Genomic DNA, 14946 nt, shown 5'->3' on the forward strand with positions numbered 1-14946 from the left:
CTCGTACAGGGGCGAAACGTAGGCCACCCCCCCGCGGAGTGCAGATGGACGTTCCTCAGGCCGATCGCGGCAGCCAGGGGCGGATAGGGGTGTCCAGTACCACGATCTGTAACTGTCGGTCTCCCTTAGATCCGGCTGCGAGAGCGGGAGCCGATAGACGCGCTCGACGAAGGCGAGAGGACCCGCTGGCTCTCCTCCCCCTCCCCCTCAGTGCTAGGCCGTTCCCCGAATACCGGCACGGCTACACAACGCCGCACCCGCCCACCGATGCCACGGCAAGAGCCAACCCTAAACTCCCTACATGGCCACGATCCCCGTCGAGAACCCAGCCACCGGCGCGACGATCAAAGAGGTCGCCGCGACCGGGCCGGAGGACGTCGCCGCGCTCGTGGCGCGTGCTCGCTCAGCCCAGCCGGGCTGGGAGGCGCTCGGCTACGAAGGCCGCGGCCGGATCCTCAAACGCGCGCAGAAATGGCTGATCGAACACGCTGACGAGGTCGCGGACACGATCTGCAGCGAGACGGGCAAGACGCGCGAGGACGCGATGCTGGTTGAGGTCGCCTACGGCGCGAACGCGCTTGGGTTTTGGGCGAAGAAAGCGCCCAAATGGCTTGCGGACGAGAAGGTCCGCACCTTCAACCCCTTCGTCCTGGGCCGTCGCATGGTCGTCCGCTATCGGCCGCTCGGCGTCGTCGGCGTGATCGGGCCCTGGAACTACCCGCTCGTCAACTCCGTAGGGGACGCCATCCCAGCGCTCGCCGCGGGGAATGCCGTCATCGTCAAGCCATCCGAGGTGACGCCGCTCACCTCTTTGTTGTTCGAGCGTGGGCTCCATGAGAGTGGCCTCCCTGAGAGTGTCTTCCAGGTCGCCGTCGGAACTGGTGAGACCGGTGCGGCGCTGATCGACGAAGTGGACATGGTCATGTTCACCGGCTCGACCCGGACGGGTCGGAAGGTGATGGAACGGGCCGCGCAGATGCTGACCCCGGTCTCGCTCGAGCTCGGGGGCAAGGACCCGATGATCGTGCTGGCCGACGCCGACCTCGAGCGAGCGGCCAACGCCGCGGTCTACTACTCGATGCAGAACGGCGGCCAGACCTGCATCTCGATCGAGCGTGTCTACGTCGAGGCGCCCGTCTACGACGAGTTCGTCGCCAAGGTCACCGAGAAGGCCGCGCAGCTGCGTCAGGGTCCCCCGAACGGCGCGGGCTCGATCGACGTCGGCGCCATGACGTTCCCACCGCAGCTCGACATCGTCGAAAAGCACGTCCAGCAGGCCCGCGACGCGGGCGCGCGGGTCACCACCGGCGGACACGCCCGCGAAGGCGCCGGCCGCTTCTACGAGCCGACCGTCCTCGCTGACGTCGACCACTCGATGACAGCGATGACCGAAGAGACCTTCGGGCCAACGCTGCCGGTGATGAAGGTCGCGGACGCCGAGGAGGCGATCCGCCAGGCCAACGACTCGCCGTACGGCCTCGGCGCCGCCGTGTTCACGAAGGACCTGGCCAAGGGGGAGCGGGTGGCGCGGCGGATCGACGCGGGCGCCGTCTGCGTCAACGACGCCGCGCTGAACTACCTGGCGCTGGAACTGCCGATGGGCGGCTGGAAGGACTCGGGTCTGGGCGTACGCCACGGCCCGGCGGGCCTGCGCAAGTACACCCACCAGCAGGCGCTCATGGTCACGCGCTTCGCGCCCAAGCGGGAGATCCATTACTTCCCGTACAACGCGAAGGTCACCGGGTTGATCACGCGCGGCATCAAGCTCTTCTGGGGCAGGGGTTAGGCCGCCGCCGACGTCGGCGCCCAGCCGGCCTGCGTGAGCTCCTCGCGCAGGCGCCGGCGGGCGCGGTGCTGGAGGGCGTGGACGGCATCGATCGAGCGGCCGAGCCGCTCCGCGACCTCGCCCGGCGTGAGCCCGGCGATCAGCCGCAGCACCATCACCTGACGCTGGTCGGCGGGGAGCGCCTCGAGCGCCGAGCGGAGGTCGTCCAGGCGCTCGTGGGCGTGCAGCTCGGTCCGCGCGGAGGCGGGAACCTCGGCCAGCGGGACGGAACGCTGCGCTCGCAGATAGTCGAGCGCAGCGTTCCGGGCCACCCGCAGCAGCCAGGCCACGAAGGGGGTGCCGCTCACCCGGTAATGGGTGAGGGCGCGTGGCAGGCGCGCGAAGACCTCGCTGGTGATGTCCTCCGCATCGTGCTCGTCGTGGACGATCGCCAGCACGTAGCCGAAGATGTTGTCCGCGTAGAGCAGGTACAGCAGGCGCAAAGCGTCCTCATCGCCCTCACGGGCCCGGGCCGTGGCGGCGCTGACCAACGCCTCCGCGTCCGGCGGGTGATCGAGTTGACGGCGGCGACGGTATCCAGACCGTGCCGCCGTCGCCTCGAGACGGTCCGCCGCTCGGCGAACCGCCACCTGTCCCATTCCTTGAGAGATGAGCAACCTTGCCCTTGTCCGAAGTTCCCCGACTTTCCTTGCCGGAGTACAGGCAGGGTCCCACTGTCCGTGCTCGAACTGAAGTCAGACATGCGTCCAGTGGACGCCTGTCCTATTCAGGATCCAGGGCGGTGCGCCGAGCGCGCTCGGCGATCTCGGGCACACCGTCTTTGAGGCGATCGAAGAACGGGTCTTCGGTGGTTCCCGCCAGGCGGCGCTTGTAGGACCCTTCGAGGAACACCGCGGACTTCCACAGGGCGAGGGTTGTGTACCAGGTGACATCTGTCATCGATCGGCCCGAACGTTGCTCGTATCTGGTCACAAGGTCGGCCCGTGTGGGAAATCCGGGTTGACGAGTAACAGTTGTCAATGACGCGACGGTGCTGTCCGGGTCGCCGGGCTGCGCGTAGGTCGCGAGCAGGTAGCCGATGTCGGCCAGCGGGTCGCCGATCGTCGCCAGCTCCCAGTCGAAGATCGCGCTCAAGCGATCGCCGGTGAACATCACGTTCCCCAGCCGGTAGTCGCCGTGGACGATCGTCGCGGGACCGGACTCCGGGAGCTGCGACGCGAGCCAGCGCCCGACCTCCTCCAGCGCCGGGATCTCGCGCGTCTTGTTGTGCTCCCACAGCCCGCCGAAGCGGCGCAGCTGGCGCTCGAGGTAGCCGGTCGGCTTGCCGAAGCCCTCGAGGCCGGCTGCCTGCCAGTCGGCGGCGTGGACCTCCACCAGCGCGTCGATGAGCTCCTCGCCGATCCGCGCCGGCTCCATGCCCGCCGGCAACGTCGCTTGCAGCACGACGCCGTGCACGCGCTCCATCACGTAGAACGGCACGCCGAGCAGCGACTCGTCCGCGCAGGTGGCGAGCACCTTCGGCACACGCACGCTCGTCCCCTCGAGCGCCCGCAGCAGCAGCGCCTCGCGCAGGACGTCGTGCGCGCTGGGCGGGAGCGGTGGGCGCGGCGGGCGGCGCAGCACCCATTCCTCGTCCCCGCGCCGGATCACGTAGGTGACATTGGAGTGTCCGTCGCCGACGGGCTCGGCTTCGAGCGGCCCGCTGCCGAGGCCGTGCTCGTCCAGGAACGCTTCGAGCGGCCGCCGGATCAGCAGCGGCGGAAGGTCGAGTGCGGCGGCCTCTTCGTGGGTATCGACGATCGAAGTCACGCCGTTCGATCGTAAAGTGTCAATAAGAGGCGCGACGAACCGCCGCCGGGCGCGTTCAAGTAGTGAGCCGGCATTCCCCCTTACGGCCGGCCCCCAAAATCCCATGCGACGACTGATCCCGATACTTCTCCTGGCCTTGCTGTGGCCCGCGGCCTCCGCCGCGGCCTCCCCGCGCCAGATCGTCACCTTCGAGGCACCGCGCGAGCTGCTGTCCGCGTCCTCGCGCGAAGCCACGCTGGACCAGATCACCGGCTTCGGCGTCACCCACGTCCGGCAGCTCGTCTACTGGCGCGACTTCGCGCCGGACCCGGACTCCAAGACCAAGCCGGACTTCGACGCCTCGGACCCCAACGCCTATCCAGCGGACAAGTGGGACAACCTCGACGGCCTGATCGCCGCCGCGAAGGCCAAGAACGTGCAGGTCACCCTGACGCTCACCGGCCCGGTTCCGAAGTGGGCGACCAAGAGCAAGAAGGACAACTTGACCGACCCGGACCCGAAGGAGTTCGGTGCGTTCGCGACGGCGATCGGCCGCCGGTACGGCGCCGACGTGAGCACCTGGTCGATCTGGAACGAGCCCAACCAGCCGCAGTTCCTCAAGCCGCAGTACAAGAGCGGCAAGCCCGAGTCGCCGAAGCTCTATCGCAAGCTCTACCAGGCCGCCTACGCCGGTCTGCGCTCGACGCCGGCCAACGCGGACGACACGATCCTGATCGGCGAGACCTCGCCGCGCGGCAACCAGAACGTCGTGCACCCGTTGGCGTTCCTGCGCGGGATGCTGTGCCTGGACTCCAAGTACCGCAAGTCGAAGTCCTGCGGCGAGTTGGAGGCCGACGGCTACGCGCACCACGCGTACACGACCAGCGCCGGGCCGCGGTTCAAGCCCTCCGATCGCGACGACGTCACGATCGGCGTGCTCTCCCGGCTGACCGGCGCGCTCGACAAGGCCGCCGACGCGGGTGCGCTGCCCAAGCACCTCCCGGTCTACCTGACCGAGTTCGGGATCCAGTCCACGCCGGACAAGGTCTCGGGCGTGTCGCTGGCCAAGCAGGCCGCCTACATGGCGATCTCCGAGCACATCGCGTACGTGAACCCGCGCGTGGTCGCGTTCTCGCAGTACCTGCTCAGCGACGACCCGCCGCGCTCGGAGGGCTACAAGTACGGCGGCTTCGAGAGCGGCCTGCGCTCCGCCGACGGCAAGCCCAAGCCGGCCTACGAGGGGTTCCGCCTGCCGCTGGCGGTCGAGGTCTACGGCACCAGCGACGTGCTCTGGGGCCTCGTGCGCCCGCAGCGCGCGGTGAGCAAGGTGACGATCGAGCGCAAGCCGAAGGGCAAGGCGTGGCGGGTGCTCAAGACGCTGAACACGACGTCCACCGGCGTTTACAGCGTCAAGACCACGCACCAGAAGGGCCAGACCTACCGCGTGCAGTGGACCGCCCCCGACGGCAAGACCTACACGGGTCCTGCCGTGCAGGGATACTGAGCCCCGCCCCGCCACCCCCCACCGGTCACCCTGGGATAGGGTCCCGACCCCACCCAATTTTCCTGTGTCTAGGGTCCTGACCCGGTGCACTCGCCGTGGTCGCGTTCCGATGTTTTGAGCATGAGGAAGCGTTGGACACGATGGAGCGTTCTGGGTCACGAGGTGATTGACGGGAGCGGCCAGACGGTCGGCAAGATCGTCGACACATGGCCCTTCGACGGCGGCGAAGTGGAACTCGTCGTCGTGCGCCTGGCAGGCGCGTTCGGCGGCCGGCGAATGCTCGCCGTCGAAGACCTGTGGTCGGATGGCTTCTTCCTGCGCACCCCATTCGCCGCGTGGCAGGTCGAGGACTCCCCCCAGCTCAGCCACAGCCGCCACGCCGCCGAGGACCCATACCGCGCCCGCAGCTACTGGCGCTTCGCCGAGCCGGAGACGTTTTACGCCGCCGCAGCGTGATTTGCCCGTAAGCTGAGCGCCGTATGGCGCAGCAGTTGTGGATGCTGCGGCACGCGGATGCCGTGCCGCATGGCTCGAAGCCGGACCCTGAGCGGGAGCTGACCCCGCACGGTCGGGAGCAGGCCGACGCCGCCGGCCGCGCGCTCGCGGCGCTGAACGAGACCTTCGCGGCCTGTTACACCAGCCCGAAGGTCCGCGCCCGCGAGACCGCCGAGCTGGCCTGCTCGCACCTCGGCGTCGAGCCGATCGACGACGACGCGCTCGCCGACGGCTTCAGCCGCGTCGACGCGCTCACGCTGCTCGACGCCCACGACGCCGACGCGCACATCCTCGTCGTCGGCCACGAGCCGAGCTTCTCCCAGGTCGTCTACGACTTCACGGGCGGCCGCGTCGACTTCAAGAAGAGCGGCATCGCCGCTCTGCGCGCCTCGCGCGCGGCCGGCGAGCTGCTCGTGCTGCTGCGCCCCCGCGAGATCGAGGCGCTCGCCCGAACCTAAAGGGGTCAGGCCCCTTTAAGTAAGCGCGGCCAGGATCACGGCGATTGCGACCTCGGCGCGTGGTTGCAGCGACGCCTCGAGGACGAACTCCTCGGGGTTGTGCGCCTTCCCGCCGCGCGGGCCGAGGCCGTCGACGGTGATCGGGATCGTCGCCGCGAAGTGGCTGGCGTCGGACGCGCCGCCGCGTGAGGCGGGCACGATCGGGCGGCCCAGCGCCTCGCTCGCCCGCGCGAGCACCGGCGCCATCGCGGCCTCGGAGTGCATCCCCGGCCAGCGGCGGATCAGCTCGGCGTCGAGCCGCACCTCGTCGATTTCGGCCGGCAACGTGGCCAGCACGGCCTCGATCGCGTCGAGGTCGTCGGCGCGGACGTCGCAGAACAGCTCGCCCGCGCCGGGGACGACGTTGAAGGCGTCGCCGGAGCGCAGCACCGTCGGGACCGCGGTCAGGTGGGCGGGGCCGTGCGGGTCGTGGGCGGCGGCGACCAGCTGGGCGGCCTTCGACAGGGCGAGCAGCGCGTTGCGCCCGCGGTCGGGCGCCGAGCCGCTGTGGGCGCTGCGGCCGGTGGCGGTGACGTGGATCGTTCCCGCCGCCTTGCGGCGCACCACGACGCCCTCGTCGCCGCCGGCGAGCTCGCCCGCCTCGAAGCACAGGCACGCGTCGAAGCCCTCGAAGCGCGGCACGTGGGAGAAGTCGTTCGTGCGCCACTCCTCGTCGCACACGAGCAGCAGCGCGAGCTGCTCGTAGAGCTCGGGGCGCTTGGCGAAGGCGCGCAGCGCGCCGATCGCGAGGATGTCGCCGCCCTTCATGTCGACGCTGCCCGAGCCGAGGAGCTGCTCGCCGACGCGCTGCAGCGGGCGATGCTCCTCGTGCGCGACCACCGTGTCCACGTGGCCGACCAGCAGCGCCTTCCCGCGGCCGGTGCCGTGCAGGCGGGCGACGAGGTCCTCCGCGTGGCCGGGCGAGGAGCACGGGACGCGCTCGATCGTGGCTTCGTCGGGCAGGAGCGCCGCGCACACCGAGGCGCATTCGTTCGCGCCGTGCACGTCGCCGCTCGGGCTCGACACGGCCACGAGCGCCTCCATCTCGCGCGGCGCGCGCTTGGCGATCTCCGCCGCCGCCTCCCTGATCCACGGATCCACCCGGGGCAGGCTAACGTGAACGTTCGTGCCCGAGCTGCCCGAGATGGAGATCACCGCCCGTCGCCTGGCCGCCGAGCTGCCGGGCCAGCCGATCGAGTCGATCCTGACGCCGGGCATCAACGTCCTCAAGACGTTCGACCCGCCGCTGAGCGCCTTGGACGGCGCGCCGTTCACCGACGTGCGCCGGCGCGGGAAGCTGCTGCTGCTCGAGGCCGAGACCGCCTCGCACGGCCCGCTCACGCTGCTGGTCCATCTGATGAGCGCCGGGCGGCTGATGCTCTACGACAAGCGCGGCTCGCTGCGCGACAAGACCTCGCGGGTGCTGATCCGGCTGCCCGAAGACCGCGAGCTGCGGCTGCGCGAGTTCGGGACAAAGCAGGCGGCGTGGGTGAAGGTGCTGACGCTCGACGGCCTCGAAGAGGAGCCGGCGCTGAAGACCCTCGGCCCCGAGGCGTGGCCGGACCCGCCCGACCTGGGCGAGGTCCTGTCGAGCGCGCGGCCGCTGCACTCGCTGCTGCGCGACCAGCAGGTGATCGCGGGGATCGGGCGCACGTGGGTCGACGAGATCCTGCACGCCGCGAAGTTGTCCCCGTTCAAGCGCGGCGATGACCTCTCGGAGAAGGAGGCCAAGGCGCTGCGCGAGGCGATGGTCTCCGAGCTCGGACGGGTGCTCGACGTCTACGAGGACAAGGTCAAGCTCCCGCTGCCGGAGAAGTTCCCGAAGCCGACGCGGGTGCACGCGCAACAGGGCGAGCCGTGCCCGCGCTGCGAGACCGTGCTCGAGGCCGTCTTCTACGAGGACTACGTCATGAGCTATTGCCCGCACTGCCAGACCGAAGGCCGGATCCTCAAGGACCGCCGGCTTTCGCGTTTGTTGAAGTAGTCGGTTTTGTTCAAGACCGGGCGCCCGCTGCGCCCGATCCTGGGCGGCATGACCTTGTTGATGGATGGCGTGGTGCGGCCCGGCGACCCCGGCTGGGACGAGGCCCGGCGCTCCTGGAACCTGGCGGTCGACCAGCGCCCCGACGCGGTGGTCGTGGCCACGAGCGTCGAGGACGTGCAGGCCGTGCTGCGCTCCGGCGCCCGCGTGGCGCCGCAGGCCACCGGCCACGGCTCCGAGCTGCTCCCCGAGCTCGACGGCGCGGTGCTGCTGAAGACCTCGCTGCTGAACGCGGTGACCGTCGGCGGCGGCGTGGTGCGGGCGGGCGCCGGCGCGTTGGCCGGCGACATCGCCGCGGCCGCGGGCGAGCAAGGGCTCGCGCCGGTGCTTGGCCTCGCGGCGGGCGTCGGCGTCACCGGGCTCACGATCGGCGGCGGGACCGGCTGGCTGAGCCGCGCGCACGGGCTGGCGTGCAACAACGTGCGCGCGTTCGAGGTCGTGCTCGCCTCGGGCGACCGGCTGCGCGTCGACGCCGACCACGAGCCGGAGCTGTTCTGGGCGCTGCGCGGCGGCGGGAGCTTCGCGGTCGTGACCGCGGTCGAGCTCGAGGCGCATCCCGTTTCGGAGGTCTCGGCGGGCATGCTCGCGTGGCCCGCGGAGCGCGCGGCCGAGGTGCTCGAGCAGTTCCGGCGCTGGACGTGGGACCTGCCGGAGTCGACCGGCGCGGTCTTCCGCTACCTCGCGGCACCCGGCGGCTCGCCCATCGTGGCCGTCGTCGCCGCCCACCTGGGCCCGCACACCGACGGCGAGCGCGTGCTGGCCCCGCTGCGCAACGGCACGCTCATGGACACGTTCGGCCCGATCGGTCCCGCCGGTCTCGTGCACGTCGCCGGCGATCCCGTCGAGCCCCTCCCGACCCGCGGCGACAGCGTGCTGCTGCGCGAGCTCGACGTCGACGCGATCGCCGGACTGCTCGACGACCTCTCTCCGCTCGGCGCGCTCGAGGTGCGGCTGCTCGGCGGCGCCCTGGGGCGGGCGCCACGCGGCCACGGCGCCCTGGCGAAGCTGGATGCGCCGTTCTCGCTGTTCGCCGGCGGTCCCGCGCCCGACCCCGCGGCCGAGGCGCGGCTGGCGGAGGTGCGCGAGCGGCTGACGCCGTGGGCGAGCCCCGCGCGGGCGTTCGACGCCGCCACGCTGGATCGGCTCCGCGCCGTGCGCGAGGCCTACGACCCCGACCAGCGCTTGGTCTCGGCGTACGCTTGAGCATCGTGGGCGCCTACGTCGAGATCGCTCCACCGCCGGGACTTCGGCCCTTCGTGGAGTGCCTGTGGGTGCACGCACTCGACGCGCCTCGGCCCGCCGACGCCCGGCGGCTGCTCCCGAGCGGCCGGGCCGACATGGTCTGGGGCGCCGGCCTGGGCGTGTACGTCGCGGGCCCGCAGACGCGCTACACGCTGGCGATGGACCTGCCGCGGATGCTCGTCTTCGGTGCGCGCTTCCGCCCCGGCGCGGCGCCGTATCTCCTGCGCACGTCCGCCAAGGAACTGGTCGACAGCACCGTGCGACTCGACGCCATCGACCCTCGCCTGGCGCGACGGCTCGACGACCGCCTCGGCGACGCGGGCGACGCCACCAGCGCCTTGACCGTCTTCGGCGCCGAGCTCGAACGCCGCGTGCGCAGCACCGACCCGCCGTCCCCCGCCGTCCGCGAGGCCGTCCGCATGCTCGACGGCTCGGCGACGGTCGCGGAGACCGCCGCGCGCACGTTCGTGTCCGAGCGCGCGCTGCAGCGGCGCTTCGCGCAGGACGTCGGCTACGGGCCGAAGGTCCTGCAGCGCGTGCTGCGCTTCCAGCGCTTCATGCGCGAGCTGGCGACGCCCCAGATCGGGCTCGCCCGCGCCGGGGCGCTCGCGGGCTACGCCGACCAATCGCACCTCACGCGCGAGACCCGCCGTCTCGCAGGCCTGAGCCCGAGCCAACTCACCGGATACCGGCACTAGCCTCATCGTCCACTCATGAGCCGAGGGGAGGCTCGCGACGGGAGGCGGACCTTGAGGAGGTCGCTGTGCACCGGTTCGGAGTCGTCGCGGTCAGCTGTGCGGCAGCGCTTGCCGCCTATCCGGGCGTCGCGCACGCCACGGGCTTCACCTTCACGGGAAGCGAGCAGGCCTACACGGTTCCGGGTGGCGTGACCCAGGTCACGATCAGCGCGATCGGCGCCGCGGGCGGCATGCCGCCCGCGGGGAGCGGGTTGTCCGGCGGCCGCGGCGCGCAGGTGGCCGGGGTCGTGGCGGTCACGCCCGGCCAGGTGCTCTACGTCCACGTCGGCGGCACCGGCGAGCAGCCGGGCGGCGGCTACAACGGCGGCGGCGCCGGCGGGGTGACGCAACAGGGCGGGATGGCCTGGGGCGGCGGCGGTGCATCCGACGTCCGCACGGTCGCCGAGATGGCCGGGGCCGGCTCGCTCGAGTCGCGCGTGATCGTGGCCGCGGGCGGCGGCGGGTCCGCGGGCATCGCGGCCGGGGGCGGCGACGCCGGCGCGCCGGGCGGGTGCTGCGGGGCGGCCGGCACCGGCCCGGACACGGCTCAGCCGGGAACGCAGACCGCGGGCGGCGCCGGCGGGTGCGGCGGGGCGGTCTGCGGCGCGGCGGGCGTGCTCGGCCGCGGCGGTGCCGGCAGCGCGTCCGGCATGGACGCCGACCAGCGGGCGGGCGGCGGCGGCGGCGCAGGTCTCTACGGCGGAGGCGGCGGCCCCGGGAGCCTGTTGAACACCGGCGGTGGCGCGGGCGGCTCGTCGAAGGTGCCGTCGAACGGGAGCATCACGCTGACCCAGGCCGCCGCGCGCGTGGACATCGACCCGTACACGCCGCCACCGCTGCCAACCGCCACGCCGGTGCCGACCCCGACGGCCACGCCCGCCCCGCCCAAGGCGATGGCGACGACGCTCGTCTTCACGGCCGTCAGCAAAAAGCGCTCGACCCGCTTCACGAAGGTCCGCCTCCGCAACATCCCGGCCGGCTCGACGGTCACGGCCCGCTGCGTGACGTGCAAGAACGGCGGCACCTTCACGACATCGCCCACGCGCGCCGAGGTCGGGCTCAAGCGCTTCCAGCACGTCTTCCCCGTCGGCACCCGCCTGGAGGTCGTCATCTCCAACCCGGCCTACATCACCCAGATCCACACGCTCGCCGTCCGCCGCAACCGGCCGCCGCGGCTGACGACGCTCTGCCGCCCGGTGGGCTCGTCCAGGCCCACGCGCTGCCCGGTTTCGCGGATGTTGCGAAGGTGAGGCTTTTTCTGGATCGATTCCAGAACGTATGCCAGACTGCTCCGCGTGCCGGCGAACTCGGAGCTCGAGCGGATCCTGCGCGGGGCCTCCCTGCGCATCACGCGTCCGCGCGTGGCCGTGCTCGCCGCGGTGCACGACCATCCCCACGCCGACACGCACTCGATCATCGGTCGTGTGCGCGACGAGCTGGGCAACGTGTCGCAGCAGGCCGTCTATGACGTGTTGCAGGCGCTGACCGACGCGGGGCTGGTGCGGCGGATCCAGCCGCCCGGCTCGGTGGCGCGCTACGAGGCGCGGGTCGGTGACAACCACCACCACGTCGTGTGCCGGTCCTGCGGCGCGATCGAGGACGTCGACTGCGCGGTCGGCACCGCACCCTGCTTGACCCCGTTCGACGATCACGGGTTCGTGATCGACGAGGCCGAGGTCGTCTACCGGGGCCTGTGCCCCGATTGCCTAACTCGAGGAGGAAAGGGTTCCCTTGTCTGAGAAGCCAGACGCCGTCGTCGGCGAGATGAACCACCCGGTCGAAATGGCCGGCTGTCCCGTCGCCCACGATCGCGCCCCGCATCCGACCCAGGGTGGGGGGAACCGGGGCTGGTGGCCCAACCGGCTCAACCTCAAGATCCTGGCGAAGAACCCGGCCGTGGCGAACCCGCTCGGAGAGGAGTTCGACTACGCCGAAGCGTTCAAGACGCTTGATCTCGACGAGGTCAAGAAGGACATCGAGGACGTCCTGACGACGTCGCAGGACTGGTGGCCCGCGGACTTCGGTCACTACGGCCCGTTCATGATCCGGATGGCGTGGCACAGCGCGGGCACGTACCGCATCTCCGACGGCCGCGGCGGCGCCGGGGCCGGGCAGCAGCGCTTCGCCCCGCTCAACAGCTGGCCGGACAACGGCAACCTCGACAAGGCTCGCCGCCTCCTGTGGCCGGTCAAGAAGAAGTACGGCCAGGCGCTCTCGTGGGCGGACCTGATGGTCCTCACGGGCAACGTCGCGCTCGAGTCGATGGGCTTCAAGACCTTCGGCTTCGCGGGCGGGCGCCCGGACGTGTGGGAGCCGGACGAGGACGTCTATTGGGGCCCGGAGACCGAGTGGCTGGGCGATGCCCGCTACACGGGTGAGCGCCACCTCGAGGAGCCGCTCGGCGCCGTCCAGATGGGCCTGATCTACGTCAACCCGGAGGGCCCGAACGGCAACCCGGACCCGCTCGCCGCGGCGGTCGACATCCGCGAGACGTTCCGCCGGATGGCGATGAACGACGAGGAGACCGTCGCGCTGATCGCCGGCGGCCACTCGTTCGGCAAGACCCACGGCGCGGCCGACCCGGACGTCTACGTCGGCCCCGAGCCCGAGGGCGCGCCGCTGGAGGCGCAGGGCCTCGGCTGGATCAACTCGTACGGCACCGGCAAGGGCGCCGACGCGATCACGTCCGGCATCGAGGTCACCTGGACCGCCACGCCGACGCGGTGGAGCAACAACTTCTTCGAGAACCTGTTCGGCTACGAGTGGGAGCTGACCAAGAGCCCCGCGGGCGCGAACCAGTGGCAGCCCAAGGACGGCGCCGGCGCGGGCGCCGTGCCCGGCCCGGCCCCGGACTCCGACCGCCGCCCGCCGACGATGCTCACGACCGACCTCTCGCTGCGCTTCGACCCGATCTACGGGCCGATCTCGCGTCGCCTCATGGAGAACCCGGACGAGCTCGCCGACGCGTTCGCCCGCGCCTGGTTCAAGCTCACGCACCGCGACATGGGGCCGATCCAGCGCTACCTCGGGCCCGAGGTTCCGGCGGAGACGCTGATCTGGCAGGACCCGGTCCCGGCCGGCCCGGCCCTCGGCGCCGACGACGTGACCGCCCTGAAGGCGCAGATCCTCGACTCGGGCCTCAGCGTCGCGGAGCTGGTGAGCGTCGCCTGGGCCTCGGCCTCGACGTTCCGCGGCAGCGACAAGCGCGGCGGCGCCAACGGCGCCCGCATCCGCTTGGAGCCGCAGAAGGACTGGGAGGTCAACAACCCGGCGCAGCTGCAGAAGGTCCTCGGCGTGCTCGAGGGCATCCAGGCCGGGTTCGGCAAGCCGGTCTCGCTCGCGGACCTGATCGTCCTCGGCGGCTCCGCGGCCGTCGAGAAGGCCGCTCGCGACGCCGGCGTCGACGTCGAGGTCCCGTTCACCGCGGGCCGCGGCGACGCGACCGCGGAGTGGACCGACGCGGAGTCGTTCTCCGCGCTGGAGCCCACCGCCGACGGCTTCCGCAACTACCTGCGCAAGGGCCACCAACTGCCGGCCGAGTACCTGCTGCTCGACCGCGCGAACCTGCTCACGCTGAGCGCGCCCGAGCTGACGGTGCTGGTCGGCGGCCTGCGCGTCCTGGGCACGAACTGGGACGGGTCCTCGCTGGGCGTCCTCACCGACAAGCCCGGCACGCTGACCAACGACTACTTCGTGAACCTGCTCGACCTGGGCACGCAGTGGACGGTCTCCGGCGACCAGTACGAGGCCCGCGACGCCTCCGGGGCCCTGCGCTGGACCGGCAGCCGCGCCGACCTCGTCTTCGGCTCGAACTCCGAGCTGCGGGCGCTCGCCGAGGTCTACGCGTCCGACGACGCGCGCGAGAAGTTCGTGCACGACTTCGTCGACGCGTGGGCGAAGGTCATGGACCTGGACCGCTACGACCTCTAGGTCGTGCTGAGTGCCGGCCGCTCCGCGCGGCCGGCACCCACCAGCGCCTCCAGCAACGCCGCGGTCGCGGGCGGGTCAGGTGGCTCGCCGTAGGTCGCGGCGTAGACGTGTCGCGCGGCGGGGAGCTGCGTCGCCGTGATCCCCTCGGCGCGGTGGGCGCGCAGAGCCAGGCCCGGCATCGTCGTCACGCCGAGGCCCGCGGCGACCAGCGCCTGCATCAGGACCATGTCGTCGGAGCTGTAGCCGATCCGCGGCTCGAAGCCCGCCTCGTCGCACAGCGTCAGCAGATGGCTGCGGCAGCGCTCGCAGCCCGCGACCCACGTCGCGTCACGGAGCTCGTCCAGCGTGTTCGGCCCGCCTGGCGTGAGCAGATACAGCGGGTCGTCGAGCAGGTGATGCAGGCGGATGCCGGTCGGCTCGGGCTCCGTGTCGTCGTAGCGGAAGATCACCGCGACCTCGGCCTCGCCCGTGCGCAGCAGCTCGATCGCCTCGGGCGGGTGGGTGTCGACGAGGCCGATCTCCAGGCCGGGATGGCGCTCGCTCAGCTCCGCGACGGCCGGGAGCACGAGCGCCTTGATCGCGGAGGCGAAGCCGGCCAGGCGCACCCGCCCCGCGCTCAGGCCGACGTGGGCGGCGAGCTCCGCGTCGGCGGCGGCGATGCGCCCGATGATCTCGGCCGCGCGGTCCGCCAGCAGTTGCCCGGCCGGGGTGAGCCGGATCCCACGGCCCACGCGCTGCAGCAGCTGCGCGCCGGTCTCCGCTTCGAGGCGGGTGATGTGGTGGGTGACAGACGGCTGCGAGTAGTGCAGCTCCTTCGCCGCCGCCGTGACGGACCCGTGGCGCGCGACGGCATCGATCACGCGCAGGCGGTTGACGTCCAGCATGGATCAACTCTATCTATGGGTCAGAACGAAAATCCATATTGG

14 protein-coding genes are annotated in these 14946 nt (G+C 71.6%); 10 read left to right on the top strand and 4 right to left on the bottom strand.

All coding sequences use genetic code 11. The features are described from left to right. The first annotated feature begins 301 nt into the window (after positions 1 to 301). Positions 302 to 1786 (top strand): aldehyde dehydrogenase family protein, encoded by a 1485-nt coding sequence (locus tag G569_RS0108680; protein ID WP_028063128.1) that lies wholly within the window; start codon positions 302 to 304, stop codon positions 1784 to 1786. Here the strand turns inward: G569_RS0108680 and G569_RS46705 are convergent. Continuing rightward, positions 1783 to 2268, bottom strand: a complete 486-nt coding sequence (locus G569_RS46705; RefSeq protein ID WP_169542101.1) for an RNA polymerase sigma factor — start codon at positions 2266 to 2268, stop codon at positions 1783 to 1785. The two genes, G569_RS0108680 and G569_RS46705, sit on opposite strands and share 4 nt — an antisense overlap. Positions 2269 to 2548: 280 nt before the next feature. Continuing rightward, positions 2549 to 3595 carry a phosphotransferase family protein gene (locus tag G569_RS0108690; RefSeq protein WP_037495339.1) on the bottom strand — a complete coding sequence of 349 codons (1047 nt, stop codon included), beginning with the start codon at positions 3593 to 3595 and terminating at the stop codon, positions 2549 to 2551. A gap of 136 nt (positions 3596 to 3731) precedes the next feature. On the opposite strand from G569_RS0108690, the gene G569_RS0108695 reads away from it, so the two are divergent. The 3 genes from G569_RS0108695 to G569_RS57540 all read left to right on the top strand — a co-directional run bounded on the left by G569_RS0108695 (position 3732) and on the right by G569_RS57540 (position 6031). After that, positions 3732 to 5078 carry a cellulase family glycosylhydrolase gene (locus G569_RS0108695; protein WP_028063130.1) on the top strand — a complete coding sequence of 449 codons (1347 nt, stop codon included), beginning with the start codon at positions 3732 to 3734 and terminating at the stop codon, positions 5076 to 5078. A 120-nt stretch (positions 5079 to 5198) separates the two neighbouring features. Then, entirely contained in the window at positions 5199 to 5534 is a 336-nt protein-coding gene (locus tag G569_RS0108700; protein WP_157591910.1) for a PRC-barrel domain-containing protein, read from the top strand. Positions 5535 to 5557: 23 nt separating this feature from the next. Further along, the gene (locus tag G569_RS57540; RefSeq protein WP_053226060.1) at positions 5558 to 6031 is read left to right on the top strand and encodes a SixA phosphatase family protein; all 474 of its coding nucleotides are present in this window, start codon (positions 5558 to 5560) and stop codon (positions 6029 to 6031) included. A 15-nt stretch (positions 6032 to 6046) separates the two neighbouring features. On the opposite strand, the gene G569_RS0108710 is transcribed toward G569_RS57540, so the two are convergent. Beyond that, on the bottom strand, positions 6047 to 7171 hold the full coding sequence (locus tag G569_RS0108710; RefSeq protein ID WP_245602453.1) for a M20/M25/M40 family metallo-hydrolase: 1125 nt from the start codon (positions 7169 to 7171) through the stop codon (positions 6047 to 6049). Positions 7172 to 7196: 25 nt separating this feature from the next. On the opposite strand from G569_RS0108710, the gene G569_RS0108715 reads away from it, so the two are divergent. The 6 genes from G569_RS0108715 to katG all read left to right on the top strand — a co-directional run bounded on the left by G569_RS0108715 (position 7197) and on the right by katG (position 14020). Further along, positions 7197 to 8054, top strand: a complete 858-nt coding sequence (locus tag G569_RS0108715) for a DNA-formamidopyrimidine glycosylase family protein (RefSeq protein WP_028063133.1) — start codon at positions 7197 to 7199, stop codon at positions 8052 to 8054. 48 nt (positions 8055 to 8102) lie between these two features. Continuing rightward, a complete protein-coding gene (locus tag G569_RS46715) occupies positions 8103 to 9314 on the top strand; it encodes an FAD-binding oxidoreductase (protein ID WP_037495609.1) in 1212 nt (403 codons plus the stop codon). A 5-nt stretch (positions 9315 to 9319) separates the two neighbouring features. Next, positions 9320 to 10051: a helix-turn-helix transcriptional regulator gene (locus G569_RS0108725; RefSeq protein ID WP_157591911.1), complete on the top strand. Its 732-nt coding sequence runs from the start codon at positions 9320 to 9322 to the stop codon at positions 10049 to 10051. Between the two features lie 65 nt (positions 10052 to 10116). After that, positions 10117 to 11340: a glycine-rich protein gene (locus G569_RS57545; protein WP_053226063.1), complete on the top strand. Its 1224-nt coding sequence runs from the start codon at positions 10117 to 10119 to the stop codon at positions 11338 to 11340. 45 nt (positions 11341 to 11385) lie between these two features. Continuing rightward, a complete protein-coding gene (locus G569_RS0108735) occupies positions 11386 to 11829 on the top strand; it encodes a Fur family transcriptional regulator (RefSeq protein WP_028063135.1) in 444 nt (147 codons plus the stop codon). Beyond that, positions 11822 to 14020 (top strand): catalase/peroxidase HPI, encoded by a 2199-nt coding sequence (gene katG / locus G569_RS0108740; RefSeq protein WP_028063136.1) that lies wholly within the window; start codon positions 11822 to 11824, stop codon positions 14018 to 14020. Before G569_RS0108735 ends, katG begins: the two co-directional genes overlap by 8 nt. Here the strand turns inward: katG and G569_RS0108745 are convergent. Then, positions 14017 to 14904, bottom strand: a complete 888-nt coding sequence (locus tag G569_RS0108745) for a LysR family transcriptional regulator (protein ID WP_028063137.1) — start codon at positions 14902 to 14904, stop codon at positions 14017 to 14019. The two genes, katG and G569_RS0108745, sit on opposite strands and share 4 nt — an antisense overlap. Positions 14905 to 14946 lie beyond the last annotated feature (42 nt).

Origin of the sequence: Solirubrobacter soli DSM 22325 (assembly GCF_000423665.1) — a bacterium.
GTDB classification, from domain to species: Bacteria; Actinomycetota; Thermoleophilia; order Solirubrobacterales; family Solirubrobacteraceae; genus Solirubrobacter; species Solirubrobacter soli.

What these genes read in the sequence shown, in the direction of transcription:
- G569_RS46715 (WP_037495609.1), top strand. Translation starts at nt 8,103, where the DNA reads ATGACCTTGTTGATGGATGGCGTGGTGCGGCCCGGCGACCCCGGCTGG.
- G569_RS0108700 (WP_157591910.1), top strand. Translation starts at nt 5,199, where the DNA reads ATGAGGAAGCGTTGGACACGATGGAGCGTTCTGGGTCACGAGGTGATT.
- G569_RS57540 (WP_053226060.1), top strand. Translation starts at nt 5,558, where the DNA reads ATGGCGCAGCAGTTGTGGATGCTGCGGCACGCGGATGCCGTGCCGCAT.
- G569_RS0108680 (WP_028063128.1), top strand. Translation starts at nt 302, where the DNA reads ATGGCCACGATCCCCGTCGAGAACCCAGCCACCGGCGCGACGATCAAA.
- G569_RS0108745 (WP_028063137.1), bottom strand. Translation starts at nt 14,904, where the DNA reads ATGCTGGACGTCAACCGCCTGCGCGTGATCGATGCCGTCGCGCGCCAC.